This window comes from Synechococcus sp. PROS-7-1, from assembly GCF_014279795.1.
Classification (GTDB): domain Bacteria; phylum Cyanobacteriota; class Cyanobacteriia; order PCC-6307; family Cyanobiaceae; genus Synechococcus_C.
In genome coordinates this window covers 2,231,064-2,257,001 of sequence record NZ_CP047945.1, presented here as the reverse complement: position 1 = coordinate 2,257,001, position 25,938 = coordinate 2,231,064, and the positions used below count along the sequence as shown (strand labels likewise).

Below are 25,938 nucleotides of genomic sequence, written 5' to 3'. Positions count from 1 at the left end.
TGGAAGTCTCGCCCTCTCTGCGCGTTTTGCCTGTTGCCATGACGCCTTCCGATCCAGTCCAGTCATCGATGTCACCGCGGGTGGCCGTGATCATGGGCAGTGATTCCGACCTTCCTACCCTTCAACCAGCGATTGAGGTTCTGGAGAGGCTCAACGTTGCTGTGGAGGTGCGCGTGTTGTCGGCCCATCGCACACCGCTTGAGATGGTGGACTTTGCCCGTGAGGCCCATAACCGCGGTTTGCAGGTGATCGTGGCCGGTGCCGGCGGCGCGGCTCACCTGCCGGGAATGGTGGCGTCTCTCACCACCCTGCCGGTGATCGGCGTGCCGGTGCGCAGCACCATGCTCTCCGGTGTGGACTCTCTGCATTCGATTGTGCAGATGCCGGGTGGCATTCCCGTGGCCACGGTTGCCATCGGGGGCGGGCTGAATGCGGGATTGCTGGCGGCGCAGATCCTGTCGCTCCAAGACCACGCCCTGTTGGAGCGTCTCGGGGCCTATCGACGTCAGCTTCACGATGCGGTGACCGCGAAGGATCAACGTCTGGTCGAGCTCGGGTCTGCGGCCTATCTGGATGCCATGGCCACAATGCGTGCAAAAGACAATGCCCCATGAATGGTCCTGCCTGGATGCGCTGGAGCCTTGCGTTGCCTCTGCTCACTCTCAACCTTTTTGTGCTGAGGCAGCTCACGGTTCCTCTGGCTCCGTTTCCCGGCCTTTTTCTCACGGCGGCACTAATCGCTTTCCTCCTCGATATTCCCTGCGTCTGGCTCACCGGCCGCGGCCTGCCGAGGTGGTTGGCGATCGTGCTGGTGACTCTGCTCACCATCAGCGTGCTGGTGTTCGCGGGGATCACCCTGGTGCCTCTGCTGATCGACCAGCTTGGACAGCTCATCAACGCCCTTCCAAGCTTGCTCAACAAGGCCGAGGGCTGGATCACAAGCCTTCAATCCTTGGCTGATGCGAAGGGATTGCCGAGTGAATTCGGAGATCTGAGCAGTGATCTCCTCACCCGAGCCGGTCGGGTGGCCAGCCAGATCAGCCAGAGGCTGCTCGGCATCCTTGGGGCAACCCTGGGAACCACCATCAACACCGTGATTGTGTTGGTGCTGGCGGTGTTCTTCCTGCTTGGCGGGCGTTCGATTGCGGCTGGCCTGGCCCGATGGCTTCCCGCGGACTGGCGTGCGCTGGTGATCAGCACACTCTCACGCACATTCCGGGGATACTTTGCCGGTCAGGTCTTACTGGCTCTGATCCTGGCGGTGGGGCAGATCGTGGTCTTCACTGTTCTCCAGATTCCTTACGGCGTTCTGTTCGCCGTTTTGATCGGATTCACTACCTTGATCCCCTACGCGAGCGCCCTGACGATCATTGCGGTCAGCGGACTTCTGGCCTTTCAGGATCCCAAGACTGGTCTGGAGATCCTGGTGGCGGCGATCCTGGTCGGTCAGCTGGTGGATCAGGTGATCCAACCACGGTTGATGGGCAGCATCGTGGGACTCCAACCGGCCTGGTTGCTGATTGCTCTACCCCTCGGTGCCAAAGCAGGAGAGCTTTATGGCTTTGGAGAGCTGCTGGGTTTGCTTCTCGCCGTTCCGGTGGCCAGTTGCTTCAAAACGCTGGTGGATGCCTGGGCAGAGCGTCAGGGCATCCCTGCCAGCAGTGAGTTGATCAAATCTGAGCAGGGATGATCCCCCGACTCACCAGTGCGGCCACCACCTCGTTGACACAGGTTTCGAGCCCGCCAGCTCCCGTGTCCACAGAGAGTTCCGGATGCTCCGGGGCCTCATAGGGGCTCGAAATCCCTGTGAACTCTTTGATTTCGCCCGCCCTGGCTTTGGCGTAGAGGCCCTTGGTGTCGCGTTCTTCGCAGACACTTAGGTCTGCTGAGCAGAAGATTTCAAGAAAGTCACCCTCTCCCACCAGGGCACGGGCCTTGTCGCGATCAGCACGAAACGGGGACACGAACGCCGTGAGCACGATCACACCGGAGTCAAGGAAGAGCTTGGCCACTTCGCCGATGCGGCGAATGTTCTCCTCCCTGTCAGCGTCCGAGAAGCCAAGATCGCGGCAAAGACCATGGCGAACGTTGTCGCCATCCAACACATAGGTGGCCAGGCCGCGTTCAAACAGGGCTTGATTCACGGCATTGGCCAGGGTGCTTTTGCCTGCTCCACTGAGGCCTGTGAACCAGAGGATGGCGCTGCGATGGCCGCGCTGCTCAGCCCTGGCATCGCGGTTCACCGAGGCCTGATGCCACACGATGTTGGTGGCCTTCGGAGACGCTGAGCTCATGGCAGAGGTGAGGGGAACAATCGAGGGCGCATTGTCGCTCAACCGCCGGCCCGCTTCGGTCGGTATCCCTCCTTCGATAAGAGCTCCAAGGCCAGATCCACCTGGTCACCCTGCAGTTCGATCAATTCTTCTTTCACCGTGCCGCCACTGCCGATCCTGGTTTTCAGCTTTTTGAGCAGTGATTTAAAGCCGGCAGGGTCGAGATCCAGTCCGCTGATCACGGTGACGGTCTTGCCTCCCTTGCCCCCCCGGGTGGGCTGCACTCGCACCCTTTGTTCTGCCTTGGGTGTCGGGTCTGACGACGCTGTTATCGGTCGCTGCAGACTGTCGATGTTGCTGAATTCCTGCCAGCCTCCCTTCGGCATCGTTCTCCCTAATCCCACACCATCCTGCCGTCTCTGAGATGAATGATTCAGCATCCACCCCGCAATGGGCTGATTCGAGTCAGGGTGTTGGGCTCTGGATCGAGCGGCTGATCAACATTGGCTGGCTGCGACGACCGTTGTTCTTTCAGGCCCGCCAGCTGATCATCCGCACAGCTGAACGCAACGGCATCCCCTGGAGGGAGCGGCGAAAGAGGCTGCGTGATCAAGCGAGCCCGCTTCTCCCGGCCGTGAGCTCGCCTGGCGTGGTTCCGCCCGACTACTACTGCGTTCGCTTCCATGCCTACGAGCAGGGCAATCTCTGCTGGCAGGCCGCAACGGAGGCTGAGCAAGCCACCGATGCCATGGCTCTACGCATCTGGCCGGAGGAGACCCTGACCCCCCTGATCGCCCAGACCCGTCTGCGGGATGCGATTCATCAGGTGGTGGAGCCATTGCTGACCACTCCGGTGCAGCAGGCCTTGGATCTGGGCTGTTCTGTGGGCGTGAGCACCCAGCACCTCAGCCGCTGGCTGCATCGGCGTGCCGAACGTCGACAGGATTCACCAGTTCGCACGCGCGGTCTGGATCTTTCCCCTGAGATGCTCGCTGTCGCCAGCGTGCGAGATCAAGAGGGGGTGGTCGATGGTTGGGTGCATGCCGCTGCGGAAAACACAGGCCTGGAGGCGTCGTCGTTCGACCTGATCAGCCTGCAATTTGTGTGCCATGAGCTGCCTCAGAGCGCCACGCATGCCGTGCTCGCGGAAGCGTTCAGGTTGCTTCGGCCTGGTGGTGCCCTGGTGATGGTGGATCAAGACCCCGCGTCGTCGGTTCTGCAGCGTTTGCCTGCTGCGATCGCCACGTTGTTAAAAAGCACGGAGCCTTACATCGAGCAGTACTTCAGCCTTGATATGGCAGCAGCCCTGCAATCCGCAGGCTTCAGAGATCTGCGGATCAAGACCTGCGATCCACGGCATCGCGTGATCGCCTGCTTACGCTGAGTCAACGCTCAAGGGTCGCGCGCGCGGTCCGTTGCTTCGTGACCAGCACCCTGCCTTCGAACCCCTCTGCCTCTGATCTCGCCGTTAGCTCGCGTCCGGCGGCAGCCGGACGTTTTGGGCGTTACGGCGGTCAGTACGTACCTGAAACACTGATGCCGGCTCTGGCCGAGCTGGAAGTTGCGGCTGCTGAGGCCTGGAAAGATCCCGCGTTTACCGCGGAACTCAATCGGCTCTTAAAGAACTACGTCGGTCGGGCCACACCGCTCTACGAAGCGGAACGGCTCACAGAGCATTACCGCCGTGCCGACGGTGGCCCCCGCATCTGGCTGAAGCGGGAAGATCTCAATCACACCGGCGCTCACAAGATCAACAATGCGTTAGGGCAGGCCCTTCTGGCTCTGCGCATGGGCAAGAAGCGGGTGATCGCTGAAACCGGTGCCGGCCAGCACGGTGTGGCCACGGCCACTGTTTGTGCCCGCTTCGGTTTGGAGTGTGTGGTGTACATGGGCGCTGAAGACATGCGCCGTCAGGCCTTGAATGTGTTCCGGATGCGCCTGCTGGGTGCCACCGTTCGTCCCGTGACTGCAGGGACGGCCACTCTCAAAGACGCCACCAGTGAAGCGATCCGTGACTGGGTCACCAATGTGGAGACCACGCACTACATCCTCGGGTCCGTGGCGGGTCCCCACCCCTATCCAATGTTGGTGCGTGACTTTCATGCGGTCATCGGCCAGGAAACCCGTCAGCAGTGCCGGGAGGCGTTCGGACGCTTGCCTGATGTTCTGATGGCCTGCGTCGGCGGCGGATCGAATGCGATGGGTCTGTTCCACCCCTTCGTTGAATGCACCGATGTGCGTTTGATTGGTGTGGAAGCCGCTGGTGACGGCGTGGCGACAGGACGCCATGCCGCCACCATCACCGAAGGACGGGTGGGCGTGCTGCACGGGGCGATGAGTCTCCTTTTGCAAGACCAGGACGGTCAGGTGCAGGAAGCCCACTCCATCAGTGCCGGGCTGGACTACCCAGGTGTCGGCCCTGAACACAGCTACCTGCGTGAAATCGGGCGAGCTGAATACGGTGCCGTTACTGATGCCGAGGCACTGGATGCCTTGCAGCTTGTGAGTCGTCTGGAAGGGATCATTCCTGCACTGGAAACGGCCCATGCCTTCGCCTGGCTCGAGACCCTGTGTCCCACACTCCCGGCGGGAACCGAGGTGGTTCTCAATTGCTCAGGTCGCGGCGACAAGGACGTCAACACAGTGGCGGAACGCCTCGGAGACGCCCTCTGATTCAGCTCTGAGATTGCCCACTCAGCTCAGAAGATTGTTGAGGTGTTTCGCGACAGATTGAACGGCTGCACGTGCTGTGGCGTAAGCCATGCGCATCGGGCCCACTAGAGCCACTTGTCCGACACCGCCTTGCCCGCTGCGATAGCTCGATTGGATCACGGAACAGTCGCTCAGGGCCGAGTGGGGATGTTCCCCGCCGATCCAAACCCAGTCATCACGACAGGGATCGCTGGGGATGAAGGCGGTTGGGTTGCAATCCATCAGATCCAGGAGAGGGCGCACCTTGGCGCTGTCGCTGAACTCCGGCTGCGCTACCAACCTGGAAACGCCATGAACGTGGGCGCTCTGCTCGCTTGGGCTGATGAAGGGATCCTTGTGCTCGAGTGCTTCCCTCAGCGCTTGCCCGCAGGTTTGCAGCTGCTGGGGTAGGCACTCCCAGCCAAGCTGTCCGGATTGACGCAGTTGGTCATCGGTCCAACGTTCGAGGGCTGCTACCTGATCGGCACAGCCATAGGGCAACCGCAGATTGAGGTGATGGGTGTGGCTGGAATCAGCCACCAGCATCACTAAAAGCCTTTCATCTGTGCGAACCAAGCGGATCGCGTGCAGTCGCTGCTCTGTCGGTTGCGGCAGGGTGATCAGGCTCATCAGCCCTGTGAAGTCAGTGAGACGCCGTGCTAGCTGCTGCAGTAGATCGTCGAGTGCAGCCCAGCGCAAGCTCAGTTGGGTGAGCTCCTGCTCGAGATGATGCACGGCGGCTCCAGGCTTCGGCAGCAAGCAGTCCACGTAGTGGCGATATCCCATTGGGCTGGGAATCCGCCCGGCGGATGGATGGGGCTGAACCAGCAGTCCTTTTTGCTCAAGAGCTCCCATCGCTGAACGCACCGTGGCGGAGCTTGCCTGGAGCCCAAAACGCTGAACAAGGGTTTTGCTTCCCACCGGCTCAATCGTGTCCACGTAGTGATGGACCGTGGCCTGCAGCACTTCCTGTTGGCGTCGGGGCAGGAGCTCCACAGCAACGAATGAGATGGTTTGATCGTACGGACGATTTGATGGATTCGAGCACGGCCGTCATGAAGCTGACTGCTGTTCGGGCAGAGATTGCGCTCAATAGCGGGGCACGGAGGAATCCACAGCAAGGCTCCAGGCATCAATGCCACCCTCCAGATTCCAGACCTCTTGCGAGGGATGGCGCTCCAGCAGCCAACATCCGAAGTTCCAGCTGCGCACCCCTGCATGGCAAAGCACAACCACGGTCCGAGACGCCGGCAGCCGCTGGTCGATCGCATCGATCCACTGCTCCGCTTCGCTTAACGGCAAATGCTCCACTGGGTAAGGAAATGCAGCGATCGTCAGCTCTCTGTGCTCACGAACGTCGACCAGGGTCAACGCAGGCTCCCTCTCCAGCCAGGCCGCCAGCTCGGCGGCTTTCAGGGGTTGAGGCATGCGTTGGTTCATCGAATCAGTCTGGCTCTGGGCTGGCCATGCATCCTGGATGCATGAAGATGACGCTGATGTCCTTCACCGCTTGTCCATGAAGGGGCGTTCGTTCCTGCTCGCTCTGGTCGCATCGGCCATGGTGCTCCTCACCCTGGCCCTTGGCGTGTGGTGGGCGATGGCCAAACAGAGTCCGCTGCGGATCGTTGATCGCCCGCTGGAGCTCAGTCGGGCAGCACGGTTCATGCCCCGCGATGCAGAACTCACTTTGAATTGGCTGGTGGATCCATCGCGCATCCCGGCCTATGCCCGAGCTGTCGCTCCGGTGCGTCAGAGGCAGGCCGTGAATGAAAGCACCCGTCAGCTCCGTGATGGCGCGTTCGCCCTGGCAGGGCTGAATTTCAACGACGAACTGGCCGATTGGATTGGCCCGCAGGTCAGTTTTGCTGTGCTGAATGACAGCAGCTCTCAAGCTGGCGATCAGGGCGGTCTGGGGTGGGTTCTGGCCCTATCCAGTCAGGATCACGACGGAGCTAGACGTTTTCTGCAGCGTTTTTGGCAAACTCGCAGCCTGGCAGGGACTGACTTGCAGATCACCCGGTACCGGGGCATGGGCTTGATCAGTGGTCGGGGTGCCCTGTTGGGTCGTGATCCCCAGCCGATTGCTACGGCACTGATCGACGATGACCTGCTGCTTTTGGCGTCAGGTCGCGGGGTGTTGGAGCAGGCCCTGGATGTATCGCAGCTCGAAAGTTTGCACCTTCAAGGTGACGCAGATCTGGCCAACGATTTGAAATCACTCGGTTCGGGTGTGGCATTTCTCACGGCAAGTCCGGCCGCAATGAAGCGCTGGCTGGGTGTTCCGGCTGCGATCGCAGACCGTAGTGATCTCTCCGGTTTGGTGGCTGGCATGGTCACCCATGGGATGGATCTTGACCTGAAGGCTTTGGTTCACTTCCGCGATGAGGTGATTCCTGAGGCGGATGGACGATCTGATGCTGAGGCACTTCTTGCTGGTGCAGGCGGGGATGCTCAGGCGCTAGCTCTGCTGTCAGCGCCCCAGGCATTGATCAATCCCGACAGCCGCAATCCCTTGGCGCAGTGGATTGCTCCAGTTCTGCAACGGACCTTGGACTCCGCCTCTGCGCAAGGAGCAGCGGCCGTTGTTGCTCTCGACTCCGGCCCATTGCTTCTCCAACAGGGTGAGGCGGGTTGGCTTCTCGGGACCATCGCGGATTCACCACCATCGGAGGCCGTGAGCAGCAAGCTTGAGCAGGACGGCCTTGTGGGATCCACCCTGGATGCCGATGGGCAATCGCTTGAGGTTTGGACCAGGCTTGTGCGTCAACGACGCCATGGAGAGGAGTCGCTGACGGCGGATCTTGCCGTGGCTTTGGAACACGATGCTCGCTTGAACTGGTGGGGACAGACCCTTGAGGGACTGCGTCAGCGCCGAAGTGGCGGCGATCCGAGCGGTCTCAAGCAGCAACTTCAGGAGCTGCGCAGTCAGGCCAAGGCCCCAAGTACGCAACAGCTCGCGCTTGCCGCCAATCCGAGTCGAGATGGTCTCGCCCAGTGGCGTCCATGGATTCTTCTCCAGGGCCTTGGAGGACGTTCACTGAGTCCTGCTGTGCAGAGCCTCACTCTGGTTGCAGCGCCAGATCAGACGTCGAGTCAGAGTGGGGAGGCGAGCAGCCTGCGCCTGCATGCCCGACTCCGTTTCGGTTGATCTCTTCTTGTTCCGTCATGGCATCGCTATTGAACGGGAGCATGGGCAGGACCATCCGGATCGCCCCCTGACGACGCTCGGGGTGGAGCGCACGCTCGCAGTGGCTAATCGCCTTCAGGCTCTTGGTTATCAAGCCGACCAGATGCTCTGTAGTCCTTACAGGCGGGCCGTGGAGACCGCCGATCTGGCCGTTCAGGCGGGTCTGGCTTCGGCGAAGAGGATCGAGGCCACCCTCGCGCCTGGGGGTGATCCCAGACCTCTGGTGAGATCACTTCGTGGTCGATGTCTCCTGGTCGGCCATGAGCCCGATCTGAGCGTGGTCGCCGCTGCACTCATCGGCGCCGCACCCGGGGGGCTGCGATTGCGGAAGGCAGGCTTCTGCCATCTCTCCTGGGATGCCCTTCATAACGATCCCTTCGGACATGCTGAGCTCCAGGCTTTGCTCAAACCGCGACTTCTCCTCCCAAGCTCCGATTAAGTTGCCATGGAGCTGAAGGCAGTCGGTGAGTCGAACCGAGGGGGGCGAAATCCGTCATGAGCGCACCGGTCTGGTGTTCCGTCCTGGGTTGGAAGGGGTTCCGGCGACGCAGTCGTCAATCTGTGATATCGACGGGCAAAAGGGGCTGCTTTCCTATCGCGGCTATCCCGTTGACGATCTCGCTTCTCACTGCAGTTTCTTGGAAACTACGTATTTGCTGATCTGGGGTGAACTGCCCAGTCGTCAGCAGTTGAGGGATTTCGAGCAAGAGGTGCAGATGCACCGAAGGGTGAGCTTCCGCGTGCGCGACATGATGAAGTGTTTTCCATCGGATGGGCATCCGATGGATGCTCTGCAGTCGAGTGCGGCTTCGCTTGGCTTGTTTTATTCCAGGCGTGCCATCGATGACCCCCAATACATCTATGACGCCGTGGTGCGGTTGATCGCCAAGATCCCCACGATGGTCGCCGCCTTTCAGCTGATCCGCAAAGGACAGGATCCGATCCAACCTCGCGATGATCTGGCCTATTCGGCCAACTTCCTCTACATGCTCATGGAGCGTGAACCTGACCCTCTGGCTTCAAGGATCTTTGACCGTTGTCTGATCCTGCATGCGGAACACAGCCTGAACGCCAGTACGTTCAGTGCGAGGGTTACGGCCAGCACACTGACCGATCCCTATGCAGTCGTCGCATCAGCCGTGGGAACCCTGGCAGGACCTCTGCATGGAGGGGCCAATGAAGATGTGCTGGCCATGCTGGATGAGATCGGTACAGCAGACCGTGCAGCTGATTACCTCGATGCAGCCATGGCGAGTAAACGCAAGGTCATGGGTTTCGGGCATCGGGAGTATCGGGTGAAGGACCCCCGTGCCGTGATTCTTCAGGAGCTGGCAGAGGAGCTGTTTGCCCGCTTCGGCCACGACGAAATGTATGACGTGGCCAGGGCTCTTGAAGCAGCTGCTGAACGTCGTCTTGGACCGAAAGGGATTTTCCCCAATGTGGACTTCTACTCCGGTTTGGTTTACCGCAAGCTCGGAATTCCCAGGGATCTGTTCACGCCTGTGTTTGCCATCGCCAGGGTGGCGGGATGGCTAGCCCACTGGCGGGAACAGCTTGGCGCCAACCGCATTTTCCGGCCCTCTCAGATCTACACGGGCCATTCGATGCGTCAGTGGAGCTCGCTTGAAGACCGACTCCCCTCCGCAAGCACCTAAGTTGCACACATCAATCCTCAGTTCATGGTGACTTTCTTTGCCACCAATGCACCGGCTCTAGTGAGTCCTGGTCTGGATCTCGAACAGAGCTTCAGTCAGACCCTTGAGGGCTTCGGACTCTCCGATCAAGCGGCCCGATTGATCTGGCTGCCGCTACCCATGCTGCTGGTGCTTGTGGCAGCAGTGGTTGGTGTGCTGGTCACGGTTTGGTTGGAACGCAAGATCTCTGCTGCTGTTCAGCAGCGCATCGGCCCGGAATATGCGGGAGCCCTCGGCGTTCTTCAGCCCCTGGCTGATGGCCTCAAGCTTTTGGTGAAAGAAGACATCATCCCAGCCAGGGCCGATGGGCTTCTCTTCACGCTTGGCCCCGTGCTGGTTGTGGTGCCGGTGATCCTGTCCTGGTTGATCGTTCCTTTTGGACAGAATCTGCTGATCAGCAATGTGGGCGTTGGCATCTTCTTGTGGATCTCCCTCAGCAGCGTTCAGCCCATCGGTCTGCTGATGAGTGGCTACGCATCCAATAACAAGTACTCCCTCTTGGGTGGACTCAGGGCTGCAGCCCAGTCGATCAGCTACGAAATCCCGCTCGCCCTTGCGGTGCTTGCGGTGGTGATGATGAGCAACTCACTGAGCACCGTTGACATCGTCAGTCAGCAGACGGGGGCTGGAATTCTGAGCTGGAACATCTGGCGCCAACCAGTGGGTTTCCTGATCTTCTGGATCTGTGCCCTGGCTGAGTGTGAACGTCTTCCCTTTGACCTCCCTGAGGCTGAAGAGGAGCTTGTCGCTGGATACCAGACTGAATACGCAGGAATGAAATTCGCCCTGTTTTACCTGGGCAGTTACATCAACCTGGTGCTGTCAGCGCTCCTGGTTTCCGTTCTGTATCTCGGTGGCTGGGGATTTCCGGTTCCTGTGGAATGGCTTGCCGGTTGGCTAGGGCAGTCTGTGGATGCACCGCTCGTTCAGGTGATCACGGGTGCGACAGGCATTGTGATGACTGTGCTGAAGGCCTATCTGCTGGTGTTCATCGCCATCCTGTTGCGCTGGACCACGCCGCGGGTGCGCATCGACCAGCTTTTGGATCTGGGTTGGAAATTTCTGCTTCCCCTGGCCTTGGTGAACCTGCTGGTCACCGCGGCTCTCAAGCTCGCGTTCCCCATCGCTTTCGGTGGGTGAACACGACACTTTGATCCAGGCGACGTCATCATGACGCTCTGGTTCCTCTTCGACAGACCGCTCCTTACCTGACCTCAGCCAATGTTCGGTTTTCTTAAACAGGTTGGTGACTACACCCGCGAAGCCGTTGATGCAGCGCGCAACCTCACGCAAGGCCTGGCTGTCACTTTCGACCACATGAAGCGCCGTCCCGTGACGGTGCAGTACCCCTACGAGAAGCTCATTCCTTCAGAGCGCTACCGCGGACGGATTCACTACGAGTTCGACAAGTGCATCGCCTGTGAGGTCTGTGTTCGGGTCTGTCCCATCAACCTGCCAGTAGTGGATTGGGTGATGAACAAGGAGACCAAGAAGAAGGAATTGCGGAACTACTCCATTGATTTCGGGGTTTGCATCTTTTGTGGCAACTGCGTGGAGTACTGCCCCACCAACTGCCTGTCGATGACCGAGGAGTACGAACTGGCTGCTTTCGATCGCCATAGCCTCAACTTCGACAACGTGGCCCTGGGCCGTTTACCCACCAGCGTGACCACTGATCCGGCCGTACAACCCCTTAGGGAGCTGGCGTATCTTCCGGCAGGTGAAGTCCACCCCCATGGGGTCGATCCGGACCGTCCCCGGGCTGGTCAGAGGCCGGACCAGGTTCTGGCCTCCCTCAAGACGAGCGCTGGTGACGCAGCGGGCAATGAGGGAGAATCGGCCACATCAACCACCAACGGCAAGGAGAGCGCTGAATGACGATCGCAGCGTCGACGCAGCTGATCAGCTTTCTTGTTCTCAGCGCAGTCATCATCCTGGGAGCCCTTGGTGTTGTGCTCCTCAGCAACATTGTTTATTCGGCCTTCCTGCTAGGTGGCGTTTTTCTTGCTGTCGCCGGCCTCTACCTGCTGCTGAATGCGAGCTTCGTCGCTGCCGCCCAGGTGTTGGTGTACGTCGGGGCTGTCAATGTTCTGATCCTGTTTGCGATCATGCTGGTCAACAAGCGCGAAGACCTGGCACCGATTCCTGGGATTGCGGTAAGACGTCTTCTCTCTGGTGGTGTCTGTGCAGGCTTGTTTGTTCTTCTCACCCGAGTGGTTCTCACCACCCCTTGGGCTGAAGGGCCAGAGCCGATCGGTGAGGGAGCGACGATTCGCATCGGTGAGCATCTGTTCACCGATTACCTGCTTCCCTTCGAGCTGGCGTCTGTGCTGCTTCTGATGGCCATGATCGGGGCCATCGTGCTGGCGCGGCGTGATGTACAAGCAGTTGATCCTGGGACTGGTGAAGCTGTTGACCAAGGCCTGATCGAAAAGGCACGCACTCCTTTGCTGGTGGATCAGCCACCCGCCTGATTTCCTCTTCCTTTCTTCCCCATGGCTTCTGAGCTGCTTTCCGGTTCTGTTCCTCTCGAGGCGTATCTCCTTGTTGCTGCAGTGCTGTTCTGCACAGGAGTTTGGGGCCTGATCAACAGTCGTAATGCTGTGCGCGTGCTCATGAGTATCGAGTTGATGCTCAATGCGGTGAACATCAACCTCATGGCGTTCTCCTCTTACGTGGATGGACAGCTGATTCGAGGACAGGTGTTTTCGGTTTTTGTGATCACCGTGGCTGCGGCCGAGGCAGCAGTCGGTTTGGCGATTCTTTTGTCGCTCTATCGCAATCGCGTCACAGTGGACATGGAACGTTTCAACCTTCTGCGCTGGTAGGGCAGCGCCCCCACCATGCAGCTGCAAAGGGTTTGGCTGATCTACAGAGCTGATAGTCCACTTGCTCTGAAGGAAGCAAAAGCGTGTGCATCCCAGTTGGAGTCACTGGGTGTATCCGTAGCGATCGCCATGAGTGGGCTCATGGCCGACCCCTTTCCGGGCCTCCTCGCCTCAGAGCCTGAGCTTCCCGACCTCGCTGTTGTGCTCGGTGGCGATGGCACTGTTCTTGGAGCCGCGAGACACCTGGCTGTGCTGGATGTTCCCATCCTCTGCTTCAACGTGGGTGGTCATCTGGGATTCCTGACCCATGAGCCCGGTCTGCTCCACAACGACACGCTCTGGACGCGGATTTTGGAGGATCATTTCGCCATGGAGCGGCGGATGATGCTTCAGGCCGTGGTCCATCGGGCCGATGCCTTGACTTGCCCGGTCTCTGGAATGCTCCCGGACGATTCGTCCGTGGAGGAAAGGCACTGGGCTCTCAACGACATCTATCTGCGCCCCTATCGCGAGGATCTCGCCCCAACCTGCACGTTGGAACTGGAGATCGATGGAGAGGTGGTGGATCAGGTGAGGGGTGATGGATTGATCCTGGCCACACCCACTGGGTCCACCGGATATGCCATGGCTGCTGGTGGACCCATCCTTCACCCTGGCATTGACGCCATCATTGTTAGTGCAATTTGTCCGATGAGTCTGTCGAGTCGGCCGATTGTGCTGCCCCCGCGGTCGCGTCTTGTGATCTGGCCTCTCGGAGATTCTCACCGCCAGGTGAAGCTCTGGAAGGATGGCGCCGCCGGCGAAGTGATGGCACCGGGTGAATGCTGCGTGATACAGCGGGCTCCCCATCACGCCCTGATGGTGCAGCTGGAGCAGAATCCTTCGTACTACCGAACCCTGTCTCGCAAACTGCATTGGGCGGGCAGTTTGGTCGACAGCATGCCATCGCCGAACTGAAACAACCGATGCCGCTCGAAATCGAACGACGTTTCCTGGTGACAGGATCCGGCTGGCGTGCCTTGGCTGGTGCCCCTCAGCCGCTGAAGCAGGGCTATCTGGCGGCGTCCAAGGATGGTGTCACCGTGCGGATGCGCTTGCGTACCGATGGCGAGGCTTGGCTAACGCTCAAGGCACCCGCGTCCGGAATTGCACGCCATGAGTTCGAATACTCCCTGCCAACCACCGATGCGGAGGCGCTCTGGGACCTCGCACCCCATCGCTTGATCAAGACCCGCTACTCCCTCGCTCTCTCAGGTGGTGAATGGGTTGTGGACTGCTTTGAGGGTGATAACGCGCCTCTTGTTCTTGCTGAGGTGGAGTTGGAAACTGCCGATGCACCCATGGAGCTTCCTCCTTGGTGCGGCCAGGAAGTCACAAGTGATGGTCGCTGGAGCAATGCGGCTCTGGCTGCCGCTCCAATTTCGTCATGGCCTGAAGAGGTCAGGTGTCGCTACGGCATCGGCACTCTTCAATGAGTTCAAACACCCTTGAAGGATTCTTTGGTTTTCCTTTAGATTTCTCCCAGGAAACGTGAGTGTGCCGTGCACGGCCTCTATGACCATGAGGGGATTCTGCGATTCATCGGTCTCGATCGCGAGGCCTGCGTCGCCTATGCCGACCTCTTCGACCTCTCCTTGACGCACTGTTCGATGCTCGATTTACCCGTGCCTTTGCCGCTGGCGGTCAGGGCGCGTCGTCGGATGCTTCCGGAAGCGAACAGCAATTGAATCCATCACGACAGATCTTGCCGTGATCCATCGCCCAGTTGAGGAGGGCAACGCGGTTTTTTGATCCGGTTTTTGTGAACACATTGCTCACGTGATTATCAACGGTGCGTTTGCTGATGGTCAGTCGCTCGGCAATTTCTTGGTTCGTCAGTCCCTCTGCGACGAGTTCGATGATTTCAAGCTCCCTTGCGGAGAGGGAAACATTCATTGCGTCTGCTCCCTCGCCACTGGTCATGCTGACCGATGTGTTCAACCTAGCCCCCATCCTAGGCATCGCTGCAGAACGTGATCTTGCATAGTGGCCCTCAGAAGCGTTCGTTCGTTTGAGTTCCGCGCTGCAGCGCAGCCTTGAGGCTGGGTCCATCACGATCACTGCTGAGGTCATGCCGCCGAGAGGAGGGGATCCTGCCCACACCATCGCGATGGCAGAGTGCCTCCGCGGCCGTGTTCACGCCATCAATGTCACGGATGGCAGCCGGGCGGTGATGCGCATGTGCGGCCTGGCGGTGTGTCGTCTTCTGATCGATGTGGGCTTGGAGCCCGTTCTGCAGATGGCTGGACGCGACCGCAACCGCATCGCAATCCAAGGTGACTTGCTGGGAGCCCATGCCCTGGGGATCCGCAATGTGCTCTGCCTCACGGGAGATCCCGTGCGTGCGGGCGATCAATCGTCAGTTCGCTCGGTCCACGAACTGGAATCCGTTCGTCTTCTGCAGCAGGTGAGCGCGTTCAATCGTGGTGAAGATCCCGTCAAGGAAAAGCTTGCTGACGGTCCGATCAATCTGTTCGCCGGGGCTGCCGCTGACCCCCATTGCGCCAGCTGGTCAGGTCTGTCGCGTCGACTCGCGCGCAAGCGTGAGGCAGGTGCCCGATTCGTGCAGACGCAGATGGTGATGGATCCTCGTGCTCTTGAGAGGTTTTGCAGGGATCTTGCTGATCCCCTTGAGCTGCCAGTCCTCGCTGGGGTGTTTTTGCTCAAGTCAGCCCGTAATGCCCGGTTCATCAATCGCATGGTGCCGGGTGCCTGCATTCCAGACCATCTGATTACACGTTTGGATCAGGCGGATGATCCGATGGCTGAAGGCATTGCCATCGCTGCTGAGCAGGTACGCCAGTTCACAGGAATCGCCCAGGGGGTTCACTTAATGGCCGTGAAAGCGGAACAGCGCATCCCCGAGGTGCTGGAGCGTGCTGGTGTCAGCTTGCCGGTGCTGTGAGATCGGTGCCGAGCAGTTCAGCCATGGCTTTCTGTTGTGGAGAGGGCTCCACAAGGTCTTGGCGACGGGCATCCGTGATCAGCCAATCGAGCGCTGCTTCCTGAAGATCGAAATGGTCACCGTTGCGGCCGACGCAATAACGACCGAACACGAGTTTCTCCACCAGCTGCACACCGGCACCGATCCTCGAGTAATCAAAAATGATGGAGTTGTCGATCGTGGCCCCTTCGCAGATGTGGCAGCTGGGACCAATCATTGACGGCCCGATGAGGGTGGCTCCGTCTTCGATCCGGGTCATCCCGCCTACATAAACCGGGCCCTGCACATTGATCCGATCCCAGTTGGCCGCGACGTTGAGGCCGGCAAAGACTCCCGGACGCACCTGCTTGCCCGGGATACCGACTTGACGCACCTCGCCCTGCAGCACGCTGCGGATGGCCTGCCAGTAATCAGGAACTTTCCCAATATCCACCCATTCAAAATCCATGGGCAGGGCATAAAAGGGTGCCCCAATTTCAACCAGCTTCGGGAAGAGGTCGGAACCTATATCAAACGATTGACCGGATGGGATGTGGTCGAAGATCTCGGGTTCGAACAAATAGATTCCCGTATTGATTGTGTCGCTAAGGGCTTCCTCAATCTTCGGTTTTTCCTGGAAAGCTTTGATCTGACCTTCGTCATCACTGACAACGACGCCGTAGCTGCTCACCTGGTCTTTCGGGACTCTTTTGGTGATCAAGCTGGCCATCGCTCCTTTCTCACGGTGGCGGCGCACGGCCTCGGTGAGATCAAGGTCGATCAGGGCATCTCCGCAAAGCACCACAAAGGTGTCGTCGAAAAATTCCTGAAAATCCTGAATTTTTTTAAGTCCGCCAGCTGAGCCAAGGGCATCACCAATCAGCTCTCCATCTTCGATTCTCCCCTCAAAGCTGTAAGCAATTTCAACACCGAAGCGTTGCCCGTCTCGGAAGTAGTTTTCGATTTCTTCAGCGAGGTGAGACACATTCACCATCACTTCTTTAAAGCCATGCTCCTTGAGAAGTTCGAGCAGGAATTCCATCACCGGCTTTTGCAGGATCGGAATCATGGGTTTGGGGATCACGTGGGTGATCGGCTGAACCCTTGTTCCTCTGCCCGCGGCCAGGATCATCGCCTTCATCGGCGTTACACGGCTTTTATTAGAAAAGCCACCATAAGTGGGGGCTCAGGCAGCTATCGCTGCTTTGGCCGGCATGACATCTGGCACGTCAAGACTGGTCAAGGGCAGTTGTGCCATGGCCCCCGGCGCCAGAAGCCGTCTGAGCTGAATCGGTCCATGCAAAACCCCGAACTGCTCCAGCTCGACTTGGCCCTGTGAAGAGAGGAAAAGCAGGGCCCAGAACACACCGACTCGATCTTTGTCGAGATCCGGCGCGGCGGCGGTGCCCCATCGCTCCACAAGGGTTTCGAAGTTGACCCACTGCAGTGCTGGCTCCCAGTTGTTAAGGAACAGTCCAAGCGCCGCGGTGGTTTCTGGAAGCTTCTCGCGATGGGCTAGGGCGGCCACTTGAGCAATCGCTTCTCGATTGGAGAATCGTTTCTGTCGTTGTCGTCGGCGTATCTCCAGCTCATCCGACTCCAGCTGTTCAGCAATCGACTCCAGCTGTTCAATCAGCTCTCCGAGCGTGACGGGTCGCCGCAAGGGTGGCGGCGCTACGGGGCGGCGCAGAAGATGTCTTTCAGGGCGTCTGGGGAGGTCAAAGCTCGGATCCAGCCAACCCTGATCACCGAAATCAGCATCGAAAGCCTCCTCAAGCACCGGTTCCGGTGGGAAAGTCTGGGCTTCCAGCACTTCAGCTTTGAGGCTCACCAGCACTGATGCGGCCAGAAAGGCTTCGCTGCTGTCGGCCAGATCACGTTCATAGCTGCCTCCTCGATTGGCGATCTCCGCCGCCACGCGTCTGGGAACCTCGATCCTTTGCTTGAGCTGGTCAAGGAATCCATCAACCACCGCGATCACATCCACATCCCAGGGGTCTAGATCGCCGCGTTGAGCAGCATCCTGAAGCAGACGGATGGCAAGCCTGGCGCCGGAATCAGCATTTGGATTCAGCGCAGCGTCAGGCACTAGCAACAACCAACTTCTGGAAAAGTACCGATCCTGGAAGGGATGAGCCAGTCCTAAGGAAGTTTGGGGGCCTGCAATAAGGCAGGAGCGATGGATGGATTTCTGATCAGCGGCGCTGTGGGTCGGCTGATGGCCTCCATGGCCGCCACATCACGATCGACGAGTGCTTCGATTGCCGTGCGGTAACTGTCCGTCATCAGGCGTGGGTAAAGACCGATGCCGATAATCGGCACAAGCAAGCAGCCGATGATGTAAACCTCTCGGGGCTCAGCATCCACCAGGTTGGTGTTGGAGGCCAGTTGCACGTTTTCCTTACCGAAGAAGATCTCACGCAACATCGACAACAAGTAGATCGGCGTCAGGATCACGCCAATGGCCGCCAGACCGTCGATCACGATCCGGAACGTGAGGGTATAAGCCTCGTCGGTGGCGAATCCTGTAAAGACCATCAGTTCGCTCACAAACCCACTCATCCCAGGAAGAGCCAGAGAGGCGAGGGAGCACACGGTCCAAAGCGCAAACATGATGCGCATTTTCTGGCCAACACCGCCCATCTCATCAAGCTGCAGAGTGTGGGTGCGGTCATAGGTGGCGCCCACAAGAAAGAACAGGCTGGCACCGATCAGTCCGTGGCTGATCATTTGAAGCATGGCTCCGCTGGTACCAAGCGCGCTGAAGCTGCCGATGCCGATCAACACAAATCCCATATGACTGATCGAGCTGTAAGCAATCTTGCGTTTGAGATTGCGTTGGGCGAAGGATGTGAGCGCTGCGTAAATGATGTTGACCACGCCGAGAACCACCAGCAGAGGTGCAAACTGTGCGTGAGCTTCCGGAAGCATTTCGGCGTTGAAACGCATCAACGCATACCCCCCCATTTTTAGAAGGATTCCAGCCAGAAGCATGTGAACCGGAGCTGTGGCTTCACCATGGGCATCCGGAAGCCAGGTGTGCAGAGGCACAATCGGCAGCTTGACGCCGAAAGCGATGAGCAGTCCCGCGTAACAGAGAAGCTGAAAACTTGTGCTGAATCCCTTTTGAGCCAGCACGGAATATTCAAAGCTGGGAGCCCCCCCGCCCATGAAGCCCATCGCGAGGGCGGCCAAAAGGATGAATAGAGAACTTCCTGCGGTGTAAAGGATGAACTTGGTGGCCGCGTATTGCCGCTTCTTCCCACCCCAGATCGCCAGCAGCAGATACACCGGAAGTAGCTCAAGTTCCCACGCCAAAAAGAACAGCAGCATGTCCTGAACCGCGAAGACAGCGATCTGCCCTCCGTCCATGGCCAGGATCAGAAAAAAGAACAGCTTGGGTTTGAAGGTCACCGGCCATGCGGCCAGCACAGCCAGGGTTGTGATGAAGCTGGTCAGAAGAATGAGGGGCATGGACAAGCCATCGGCCCCTACGGCCCAGGTCAGACCAAGATTCGGAAGCCAGCTCACTCGTTCTGAAAGCTGAAGGCCACTGAAGCCGGGGTCGTAGCCGTTGAGATAAGCGGCGACTGTGATCAGAAACGTTGTTAGGGCGATTCCGAGCGCGAACCAACGCACTTGCCGTCCATCACCCTGATCTGGGATGAAGGGGACCATGAACGCACCAACGATCGGAAACAGAATCGAAAGGCTCAGCCAGGGAAATTGGGCGGAGATGATGCCCGCGGAAATATCAGCTGCCGGGTCAAACGGAGCACTGACGGCAAAGTCCAGCAAGAGTCAGCACATTCACCACTGTTCGGAGTGTAGAAATGCTGAGTGAACTGGCACCCCGTCGATAGGCGTTGACACACACAACGCCGAAATCGCGAGGTGGGGATCAGGCGATCGGGCCTCCCAACACACCGAACAAGACCACGAGGGCGATCACACCTCCAAACACAATCAAGGCATAGAACTGAGCCCGGCCCGTTTCGAAGTACTTGAGGCCCTCGCCACTGCCCAGAGTTAAGAGGCCAGTGAGGTTCACGACACCGTCTACGACTTTGGCGTCCACCTCCAGCACTTCCCGGGCAATTTTCCGGCTGCCGCGCACAAAAAGTTTCTCGTTGATGGCATCGAGATACCACTTGTTGGCGAGGAAGGCATTCACGCTTGGGAAGCGAGCCGCCACAAGCTGTCCAAGATCGATCCGGTGCAGGGCATAGGCCAAAACAGCCACCGTGATTCCCGCTGCCGAGATGGCGACGGAGGCGCCGGCAAGGGGAAGGAACTCACCCCAGCTGAAATGTTCGGCCATCTCAACGGCTTCCTCCGGGTTGAGCAAGGCGGCAAACCGACTGTTCCAAGGAGTGCCCAGCAAGCCAATCAGGATGGAAGGGACGGCCAGCACGATGAGCGGTGTTGTCATCGACCAGGGCGACTCATGCAGGCTTCCTGCATGGTGGGGGTGCTCCGTATCCATGGATTTGCCTGCGGCTTCCATCAGGCGAGCCTGCAGGGCTTCATCGTCACCGCGGAACTGTCCTTCAAATGTGAGGAAGTAAAGGCGGAACATGTAAAAGGCTGTCATGCCTGCGGTCAGGAAGCCCACGACCCAAAGCAGGGGAAAGGTCTGAAACGCCTGACCGAGGATTTCGTCTTTGCTCCAGAAACCAGCCAAGGGAGGAATTCCGCTGATGGCGACGCAGCCGATCAGAAAGGTGATGGCTGTGATGGGCATTTTCTTGCGTAGGCCTCCCATCAGGCGCATGTCCTGTGCAAGCACTGGCTCGTGCCCCACCACATCCTCCATGGCGTGAATCACTGATCCTGATCCCAGGAACAGCATGGCCTTGAAAAACGCGTGGGTAACGAGGTGAAACATTCCGGCAACCGGAGCACCGCAACCCATGGCCAGCATCATGTAACCCAGCTGGGAGACAGTGCTGTAGGCCAGGCCTTTTTTCAGATCCATCTGGGTGAGTGCGATCGAGGCACCCAGGAAACAGGTCAGTGTTCCGATCACAGCGATGAACACTCCGACACTCGGGAATTGGCTGTAGAGCGGTTCGAGGCGGGCAACCAAGAACACACCGGCAGCCACCATCGTGGCGGCATGAATCAATGCCGAGATAGGAGTGGGGCCTTCCATGGCGTCAGGCAGCCACACGTGCAGAGGGAACTGGGCTGACTTCGCCATCGGGCCCATGAACACGAACAGGCACAGGGCCAGCGCGGCCCAGCCAGGAACAACACCACTGCTAACGGCCGCCGATAATCCATCGGCGATTTCTTGGAAGCCGAAGCTACCCGTCGCCCAGAACAAGCCAAGGATGCCAAGGAGAAGGCCGAAGTCGCCCACACGGTTCACCACAAAAGCTTTCTGCGCAGCGTGGGCTGCTCCATCACGGTCGTACCAGAAACCAACCAGCAGGTAGGACGACATGCCCACCAGCTCCCAGAACACGTAGATCTCAAGCAGGTTGGGGCTCACCACCAGGCCCAGCATTGAGCTGCTGAAGATCGCCAGGTAGGTGAAAAAGCGCACATAGCTTTTGTCGTGCGCCATGTAGCCATGGGAGTAGATCATCACCAGCAGAGCCACGGTGGTGACCAGAGCCAGCATCACAGCGGCAAGAGGATCGACCACGTAGCCCATTGGCAGGCTGAAATCACCGGCACTGGCCCAGACAAACAGGTGTTCGACGGGCGGAGCCCCCCCCAACTGCTCGAAGAGAACGGCGTAGCTGATCACTGCCGCGGCACCAACGCAGCTGATCAACAGCAGTGCAACCGGTTTGCGCAGTCGATTGATGGTGCGGTTGAAGCTGATGAGGCCGAGACCGGTGATCAAAGCCCCGATCAAGGGCAGCACCGGAATCATCCAGGCGGAGTCGGCAGCCGAGGGCATCCGGAGAAGACGTGTTGTGCTGAGTGTAAGCAGCTCAGTTCAGCAGCTCTCCGAGACGGGAATGCAGGAAGGCCATCCCTCCGGCTGGGATGTAGCGATGCGCCCACCAGAACACTCCCACGGCGATGGTGATCCCCAGCTGAGCTGGCCTGAAGAGTTCTTCCCAGATCAGTTGTTGCCGACCATCGAGAACCGCCGCGAATGGAACGACCGAGGTTTCAGAGCACAGTGTTTCGAACGCATCCCCGAACCGAGCCCTCTGGCGACGGTCGCCGTGCCAGACGGCAAAAAGATGATGTCCGATCAGACCGGCACAGGTCACCAACATGAAGCTGCTGCCGATCCAGAGGGCGTGGCTGAGGCACCAAAGAATTTGTCCAACAGCTTGGGGGTGCCGACTGATGCGGATGATTCCTGTGGCGTAGAGACGCACCTGCGGTTTCAGGACGGCGGGAATTTCCAGCAGGTTGTAAGTGGCTGGGTAGAGAAATAGAAAACTGATGGCCGTCACGATCCAAACGCCGGGGACCATTCCAGGAACACCCTGGAGATTCCATAGACGGATGCCGTCGTAGCGGTGGGCGAGAAAGTAGCCAATCACCACAACCGCGGATGGAATACTCAGGGCAGCAAAGATCAATCGCCAGGCCCGAGCACCGATCCTGGCCTCCGCTCGACTGCGCAAGGCCGCACCGCCGCTGTGAATGATGGCGAAAACCAGCAGCAGCAGAACCATCACAAGGCTGCTGTGGTGGAGGTCGCCGGATACTTCAGCCAACGAGATGCTGCGAGAGCTTTGATTCTGGAGGCTGGGGGGAGGGATCCACTTACAGTTTTCAAGCCCCTGCTGCCTCAAGGCAGCTCTCCATGGCCGATCTGCCCTTCACTCTGGATCAGCTACGCATTCTGCGGGCCATCGTCAGCGAGGGAAGCTTCAAGAAGGCTGCTGACAGCCTCTATGTCACCCAGCCGGCTGTGAGCCTCCAGATCCAGAATCTTGAGAAACAGCTCGAGGTGTCGCTGTTCGACCGAGGTGGACGCAAGGCTCAGCTCACCGAAGCTGGCCATCTTCTCCTCAGTTACTGCGATCGGATCCTCAGCCAGTGCCACGAGGCCTGCCGCGCGTTGGACGATCTCCATGACCTCAAAGGTGGCTCTCTGCTCGTGGGCGCTAGCCAGACCACCGGCACCTATCTGATGCCGCGGATGATTGGACTGTTCCGTCAAAAATTTCCTGACGTGTCGGTGCAGCTACACGTGCACAGCACCCGGCGGACGGGATGGAGCGTGGCTAATGGTCAAATCGATTTGGCGATTATCGGCGGGGAGCTCCCCGCGGAACTCAACGAGCTCCTGCAGGTCGTGCCTTACGCCAGCGATGAACTGGCTCTTGTTTTGCCTGTCAAGCATCCCCTGTCGCGCCTGGTGGAGCTCAGCAAAGATGATCTCTACCGACTTGGCTTCGTCAGCCTGGATGCCCAGTCCACAACGCGAAAGATGGTGGATCAGCTTCTGGCTCGTTCAGGTCTCGATGTGCAGCGTCTGCGCATCGAGATGGAGCTGAATTCCTTCGAGGCCATTAAGAATGCTGTTCAGGCCGGCCTTGGAGCAGCTTTTCTGCCTGTGGTGTCGATTGAGCGGGAGCTCACCGCGAACACCCTTCATCGCCCTGCGGTTGTGGATCTGCAGGTGCGCCGACAGCTAAAGCTCATCACCAACCCGTCCCGATATTGCTCCCGAGCTGCAGAGGCTTTTCGACGGGATGTTTTACCCGTGTTTGCCAGTGCCGATAGCCCCTTGCGCCAAACCAGAGGAGGTGCGGCGCCTGTGGAGGCAGGAGACGCCCCCCTGCCAAGCAACGATCAGAATTGATCAGCTTCAGGGGTGATGCCCACGGTGTCGTCGGCCACGCCACGGGTCAGAAACTTGTTCTGGCTGATGTCGGTTTGGTAGACGCAGCGCACAACAGGTTTGTCTCGAACGGACCCGATGTAGGCGAAGGTGTTCATCCTCTGCTTGCATTCACGTTCTTGAGACGAGGTGATGGCACCTTCCTTTCTCAGCACAGCCCAGTTTTCCCGACGGATCACGCAGCCAGGCTGAAGCGTGGGTTGGGTGACGAAGCTGCTGGAAGGGTTGAGTGTGGTGTACATCTCGATATCCATCACAAAGGCGCTAGCGCCCCATTGACGGCAAAACTCAGGATCCGGCACGGCCATGTCGAGCTGTTGAGAACTGGCGATATTGCCTTGGTCTCCCTGGGTGGTGCTGGTCACAGCACTGCCGATGCCGATTCCGATGACGAGCACACCAGCCAGGATCGCGGCCGTTGCGCTGTTAAGGCGTAGCCCTCCATTGGCCGGTGGCTCCGGAGGAGGGCCTCCATAGCCTCGGCCACTTCGTCGCTCATCCAGTCGGGCGTCTGGATTCCGACGCCGATCATCGGGGCGACGGGCGTTTCCCGCACGGGGACGGTCGTAGGGGGATCGGCTCACAGCAGTTCAGGGGTCCTTGGCAGGCCCATGGAGTAGTTCATCACCCTGCAGTCAGGGTTGTAAGTGAGGCTTCCAGCTTGAAGAAGCTCGCGGATGCTTCCTTCGAGTTCGGTGCCGATGCGCCGAAGGTTGTAGTCGTTGAGGGGTTGGCCTGCATAGCTTTGAACCAGGTCGCGGAAGCGCGTCTGGATTGTGGTCACCGTGCTCTCAGTCCAGAGGAATTCGTTGTCAGGGTCAAGATCCAGCGTGAGCTGATCTGGATCGGGGACCAGATCACCGTTTTCAACCCGAGCCGTGAAGAGGCGGATGTGGCGCGTGGTGCTCTTGAGCAGGGTCTCGGCCATGGGGGCAACGTTGCGGCTTCAGCACCGCGTGAACGAATTGGGTTCGACTTTAGGAAGCGGAGCAGGAGGCTCTCCTTTTAAGGTTGGTTTCAACTTCTGATCTCAAGCATGCGCGTCGCTATTGCGGGAGCCGGCCTGGCAGGTTTGTCCTGTGCCAAATACCTCGCTGATGCAGGTCACACCCCTGTTGTGGTGGAAGCCCGCGACGTGCTGGGCGGCAAGGTGGCAGCTTGGAAAGACGAAGATGGTGATTGGTACGAAACCGGCCTGCACATATTTTTCGGTGCCTACCCCAACATGCTCCAGCTGTTCAAGGAGCTCGATATCGAGGACAGGCTCCAATGGAAAAGTCACTCGATGATCTTTAACCAGCCTGAAGAGCCTGGTACTTACAGCCGTTTTGATTTCCCAGACCTGCCGGCTCCGATTAACGGTGTTGCAGCGATTCTTGGTAACAACGACATGCTCACCTGGCCGGAGAAGATCAGTTTTGGGCTGGGTTTGGTCCCTGCGATGCTGAGGGGACAGGGCTATGTGGAGGAGTGTGATCAGTACTCTTGGACGGAATGGCTGAAAATCCATAACATCCCTGAGCGTGTGAATGATGAAGTCTTCATTGCCATGAGCAAGGCTTTGAACTTCATCGACCCCGATGAGATTTCATCCACAGTGGTTCTCACCGCTTTGAACCGTTTCCTGCAGGAAAAAAACGGTTCGCAGATGGCCTTCTTGGATGGTGCTCCACCGGAGCGCCTTTGTGAGCCGATGGTCGATCACATTCGATCCTTAGGCGGGGAAGTTCACCTTGATTGTCCACTGCGGGAAATCAAATTAAATGCCGATGGATCCGTGGCTGCTTTTCACATTGGCGGTGTAAAAGGCAAGGAGAGTTTTGATCTCACAGCTGATGCCTATGTAAGCGCCATGCCAGTGGACCCTTTCAAGTTGCTGCTACCCGAGCCTTGGAAGAAAATGGATATTTTTCAAAAGCTGGAGGGCCTGCGAGGTGTACCAGTGATCAATCTTCATCTCTGGTTCGACCGTAAACTCACCGACATCGACCACCTCCTGTTCAGCCGTTCGCCTCTTCTGAGCGTGTATGCCGACATGAGCATTACGTGCAAGGAGTACGAAGATCCTGATCGTTCCATGCTCGAGTTGGTTTTCGCTCCGGCTAAGGATTGGATCGGTCGTAGTGATGAAGACATTATTGAGGCCACGATGGGCGAGCTTCACAAGCTCTTCCCGATGCATTTTGGCGGGGATAATCCTGCTCAACTGCGTAAATATAAAGTGGTTAAGACACCTCTTTCGGTTTACAAGACCACGCCTGGCTGTCAGAAGCTGCGACCGGATCAAACCACACCGATCAAGAATTTCTTTCTTGCTGGTGACTACACCATGCAGCGTTACCTGGCGTCGATGGAAGGCGCGGTGCTGAGCGGAAAACTCTGCGCTGGTGCTGTTGACGGACAGAGTGATCAATTGGGAGGAGCTTCTGGAAAGAAACAAAATGCTCTAGTGGCATAGCCCAGATGATGAGCTCATTA

General features: G+C 58.6%; 29 protein-coding genes. 17 read left to right on the top strand and 12 right to left on the bottom strand.

Annotated elements, in window-relative coordinates; genetic code table 11:
* Window positions 1-38 precede the first annotated feature (38 nt).
* A complete protein-coding gene (gene purE / locus SynPROS71_RS12325) occupies window positions 39-614 on the top strand; it encodes a 5-(carboxyamino)imidazole ribonucleotide mutase (RefSeq protein WP_255442182.1) in 576 nt (191 codons plus the stop codon).
* Window positions 611-1,690, top strand: coding sequence for an AI-2E family transporter (locus SynPROS71_RS12320; protein WP_186595398.1), 1,080 nt, complete (start codon window positions 611-613; stop codon window positions 1,688-1,690). The genes purE and SynPROS71_RS12320 overlap by 4 nt, the downstream gene beginning before the upstream one ends.
* Here SynPROS71_RS12320 and cysC read toward each other — a convergent pair.
* A complete protein-coding gene (gene cysC / locus SynPROS71_RS12315) occupies window positions 1,671-2,294 on the bottom strand; it encodes an adenylyl-sulfate kinase (RefSeq protein WP_186595397.1) in 624 nt (207 codons plus the stop codon). The genes SynPROS71_RS12320 and cysC overlap by 20 nt on opposite strands.
* 38 nt (window positions 2,295-2,332) lie before the next feature.
* Window positions 2,333-2,659 (bottom strand): translation initiation factor, encoded by a 327-nt coding sequence (locus SynPROS71_RS12310; RefSeq protein WP_186595396.1) that lies wholly within the window; start codon window positions 2,657-2,659, stop codon window positions 2,333-2,335.
* A 38-nt stretch (window positions 2,660-2,697) separates the two neighbouring features.
* Here SynPROS71_RS12310 and SynPROS71_RS12305 point away from each other — a divergent pair, with 38 nt between their 5' ends.
* Window positions 2,698-3,657 (top strand): class I SAM-dependent methyltransferase, encoded by a 960-nt coding sequence (locus SynPROS71_RS12305; RefSeq protein WP_186595395.1) that lies wholly within the window; start codon window positions 2,698-2,700, stop codon window positions 3,655-3,657.
* A gap of 38 nt (window positions 3,658-3,695) precedes the next feature.
* The gene (gene trpB, locus SynPROS71_RS12300) at window positions 3,696-4,946 is read left to right on the top strand and encodes a tryptophan synthase subunit beta (RefSeq protein ID WP_186595394.1); all 1,251 of its coding nucleotides are present in this window, start codon (window positions 3,696-3,698) and stop codon (window positions 4,944-4,946) included.
* A 21-nt stretch (window positions 4,947-4,967) separates the two neighbouring features.
* Here trpB and hrcA read toward each other — a convergent pair whose 3' ends face one another.
* Complete coding sequence (gene hrcA, locus SynPROS71_RS12295; protein WP_186595393.1) at window positions 4,968-5,960, bottom strand: heat-inducible transcriptional repressor HrcA; 993 nt, start codon at window positions 5,958-5,960, stop codon at window positions 4,968-4,970.
* Window positions 5,961-6,053: 93 nt separating this feature from the next.
* Complete coding sequence (locus SynPROS71_RS12290) at window positions 6,054-6,404, bottom strand: rhodanese-like domain-containing protein (protein WP_186595392.1); 351 nt, start codon at window positions 6,402-6,404, stop codon at window positions 6,054-6,056.
* A 37-nt stretch (window positions 6,405-6,441) separates the two neighbouring features.
* Between SynPROS71_RS12290 and SynPROS71_RS12285 the strand changes: the two genes are divergently transcribed.
* From SynPROS71_RS12285 to SynPROS71_RS12240, 10 genes are all read left to right on the top strand, one after another.
* The gene (locus SynPROS71_RS12285) at window positions 6,442-8,112 is read left to right on the top strand and encodes a DUF3352 domain-containing protein (protein ID WP_186598081.1); all 1,671 of its coding nucleotides are present in this window, start codon (window positions 6,442-6,444) and stop codon (window positions 8,110-8,112) included.
* Window positions 8,090-8,590, top strand: a complete 501-nt coding sequence (locus SynPROS71_RS12280; RefSeq protein WP_186595391.1) for a histidine phosphatase family protein — start codon at window positions 8,090-8,092, stop codon at window positions 8,588-8,590. Before SynPROS71_RS12285 ends, SynPROS71_RS12280 begins: the two co-directional genes overlap by 23 nt.
* A 25-nt stretch (window positions 8,591-8,615) precedes the next feature.
* The gene (locus tag SynPROS71_RS12275; protein WP_186595389.1) at window positions 8,616-9,806 is read left to right on the top strand and encodes a citrate synthase; all 1,191 of its coding nucleotides are present in this window, start codon (window positions 8,616-8,618) and stop codon (window positions 9,804-9,806) included.
* 60 nt (window positions 9,807-9,866) lie between these two features.
* Window positions 9,867-10,985 carry an NADH-quinone oxidoreductase subunit NuoH gene (nuoH, locus tag SynPROS71_RS12270; RefSeq protein ID WP_186598080.1) on the top strand — a complete coding sequence of 373 codons (1,119 nt, stop codon included), beginning with the start codon at window positions 9,867-9,869 and terminating at the stop codon, window positions 10,983-10,985.
* Between the two features lie 81 nt (window positions 10,986-11,066).
* A complete protein-coding gene (ndhI, locus tag SynPROS71_RS12265; protein WP_186595387.1) occupies window positions 11,067-11,723 on the top strand; it encodes an NAD(P)H-quinone oxidoreductase subunit I in 657 nt (218 codons plus the stop codon).
* A complete protein-coding gene (locus SynPROS71_RS12260; RefSeq protein WP_186595386.1) occupies window positions 11,720-12,319 on the top strand; it encodes an NADH-quinone oxidoreductase subunit J in 600 nt (199 codons plus the stop codon). Before ndhI ends, SynPROS71_RS12260 begins: the two co-directional genes overlap by 4 nt.
* 21 nt (window positions 12,320-12,340) lie before the next feature.
* Window positions 12,341-12,673, top strand: coding sequence for an NADH-quinone oxidoreductase subunit NuoK (nuoK, locus tag SynPROS71_RS12255; RefSeq protein ID WP_011934175.1), 333 nt, complete (start codon window positions 12,341-12,343; stop codon window positions 12,671-12,673).
* Between the two features lie 15 nt (window positions 12,674-12,688).
* The gene (locus SynPROS71_RS12250; protein WP_186595385.1) at window positions 12,689-13,630 is read left to right on the top strand and encodes an NAD(+) kinase; all 942 of its coding nucleotides are present in this window, start codon (window positions 12,689-12,691) and stop codon (window positions 13,628-13,630) included.
* A gap of 8 nt (window positions 13,631-13,638) precedes the next feature.
* Entirely contained in the window at window positions 13,639-14,148 is a 510-nt protein-coding gene (locus SynPROS71_RS12245) for a CYTH domain-containing protein (protein ID WP_186595384.1), read from the top strand.
* A gap of 66 nt (window positions 14,149-14,214) precedes the next feature.
* A complete protein-coding gene (locus SynPROS71_RS12240; protein ID WP_186595383.1) occupies window positions 14,215-14,400 on the top strand; it encodes a hypothetical protein in 186 nt (61 codons plus the stop codon).
* On the opposite strand, the gene SynPROS71_RS12235 is transcribed toward SynPROS71_RS12240, so the two are convergent.
* Window positions 14,357-14,635 (bottom strand): helix-turn-helix transcriptional regulator, encoded by a 279-nt coding sequence (locus tag SynPROS71_RS12235; protein WP_186595382.1) that lies wholly within the window; start codon window positions 14,633-14,635, stop codon window positions 14,357-14,359. The two genes, SynPROS71_RS12240 and SynPROS71_RS12235, sit on opposite strands and share 44 nt — an antisense overlap.
* Window positions 14,636-14,723: 88 nt before the next feature.
* Here SynPROS71_RS12235 and SynPROS71_RS12230 point away from each other — a divergent pair, with 88 nt between their 5' ends.
* Complete coding sequence (locus tag SynPROS71_RS12230) at window positions 14,724-15,617, top strand: methylenetetrahydrofolate reductase (protein WP_186595381.1); 894 nt, start codon at window positions 14,724-14,726, stop codon at window positions 15,615-15,617.
* On the opposite strand, the gene SynPROS71_RS12225 is transcribed toward SynPROS71_RS12230, so the two are convergent.
* The 5 genes from SynPROS71_RS12225 to SynPROS71_RS12205 form a co-directional block, all read right to left on the bottom strand.
* Window positions 15,598-16,776: an NDP-sugar synthase gene (locus tag SynPROS71_RS12225; protein WP_186595379.1), complete on the bottom strand. Its 1,179-nt coding sequence runs from the start codon at window positions 16,774-16,776 to the stop codon at window positions 15,598-15,600. The two genes, SynPROS71_RS12230 and SynPROS71_RS12225, sit on opposite strands and share 20 nt — an antisense overlap.
* 45 nt (window positions 16,777-16,821) lie before the next feature.
* Entirely contained in the window at window positions 16,822-17,724 is a 903-nt protein-coding gene (locus SynPROS71_RS12220; RefSeq protein WP_186595377.1) for a segregation/condensation protein A, read from the bottom strand.
* A gap of 53 nt (window positions 17,725-17,777) precedes the next feature.
* The gene (locus SynPROS71_RS12215) at window positions 17,778-19,433 is read right to left on the bottom strand and encodes an NAD(P)H-quinone oxidoreductase subunit 4 (RefSeq protein ID WP_186595375.1); all 1,656 of its coding nucleotides are present in this window, start codon (window positions 19,431-19,433) and stop codon (window positions 17,778-17,780) included.
* 103 nt (window positions 19,434-19,536) lie between these two features.
* Complete coding sequence (locus tag SynPROS71_RS12210; RefSeq protein ID WP_186595373.1) at window positions 19,537-21,549, bottom strand: NAD(P)H-quinone oxidoreductase subunit 5; 2,013 nt, start codon at window positions 21,547-21,549, stop codon at window positions 19,537-19,539.
* 34 nt (window positions 21,550-21,583) lie between these two features.
* Entirely contained in the window at window positions 21,584-22,285 is a 702-nt protein-coding gene (locus SynPROS71_RS12205) for an NnrU family protein (protein WP_186598079.1), read from the bottom strand.
* Between the two features lie 131 nt (window positions 22,286-22,416).
* Between SynPROS71_RS12205 and SynPROS71_RS12200 the strand changes: the two genes are divergently transcribed.
* Window positions 22,417-23,421: a LysR family transcriptional regulator gene (locus SynPROS71_RS12200; RefSeq protein WP_186595372.1), complete on the top strand. Its 1,005-nt coding sequence runs from the start codon at window positions 22,417-22,419 to the stop codon at window positions 23,419-23,421.
* Here the strand turns inward: SynPROS71_RS12200 and SynPROS71_RS12195 are convergent.
* Window positions 23,412-24,044 carry a DUF3172 domain-containing protein gene (locus SynPROS71_RS12195; protein ID WP_186595371.1) on the bottom strand — a complete coding sequence of 211 codons (633 nt, stop codon included), beginning with the start codon at window positions 24,042-24,044 and terminating at the stop codon, window positions 23,412-23,414. The genes SynPROS71_RS12200 and SynPROS71_RS12195 overlap by 10 nt on opposite strands.
* Window positions 24,041-24,388: an NAD(P)H-quinone oxidoreductase subunit M gene (locus SynPROS71_RS12190; protein WP_186595370.1), complete on the bottom strand. Its 348-nt coding sequence runs from the start codon at window positions 24,386-24,388 to the stop codon at window positions 24,041-24,043. The genes SynPROS71_RS12195 and SynPROS71_RS12190 overlap by 4 nt, the downstream gene beginning before the upstream one ends.
* Before the next feature lie 108 nt (window positions 24,389-24,496).
* On the opposite strand from SynPROS71_RS12190, the gene pds reads away from it, so the two are divergent.
* The gene (pds, locus tag SynPROS71_RS12185; RefSeq protein WP_186595369.1) at window positions 24,497-25,918 is read left to right on the top strand and encodes a 15-cis-phytoene desaturase; all 1,422 of its coding nucleotides are present in this window, start codon (window positions 24,497-24,499) and stop codon (window positions 25,916-25,918) included.
* Window positions 25,919-25,938 lie beyond the last annotated feature (20 nt).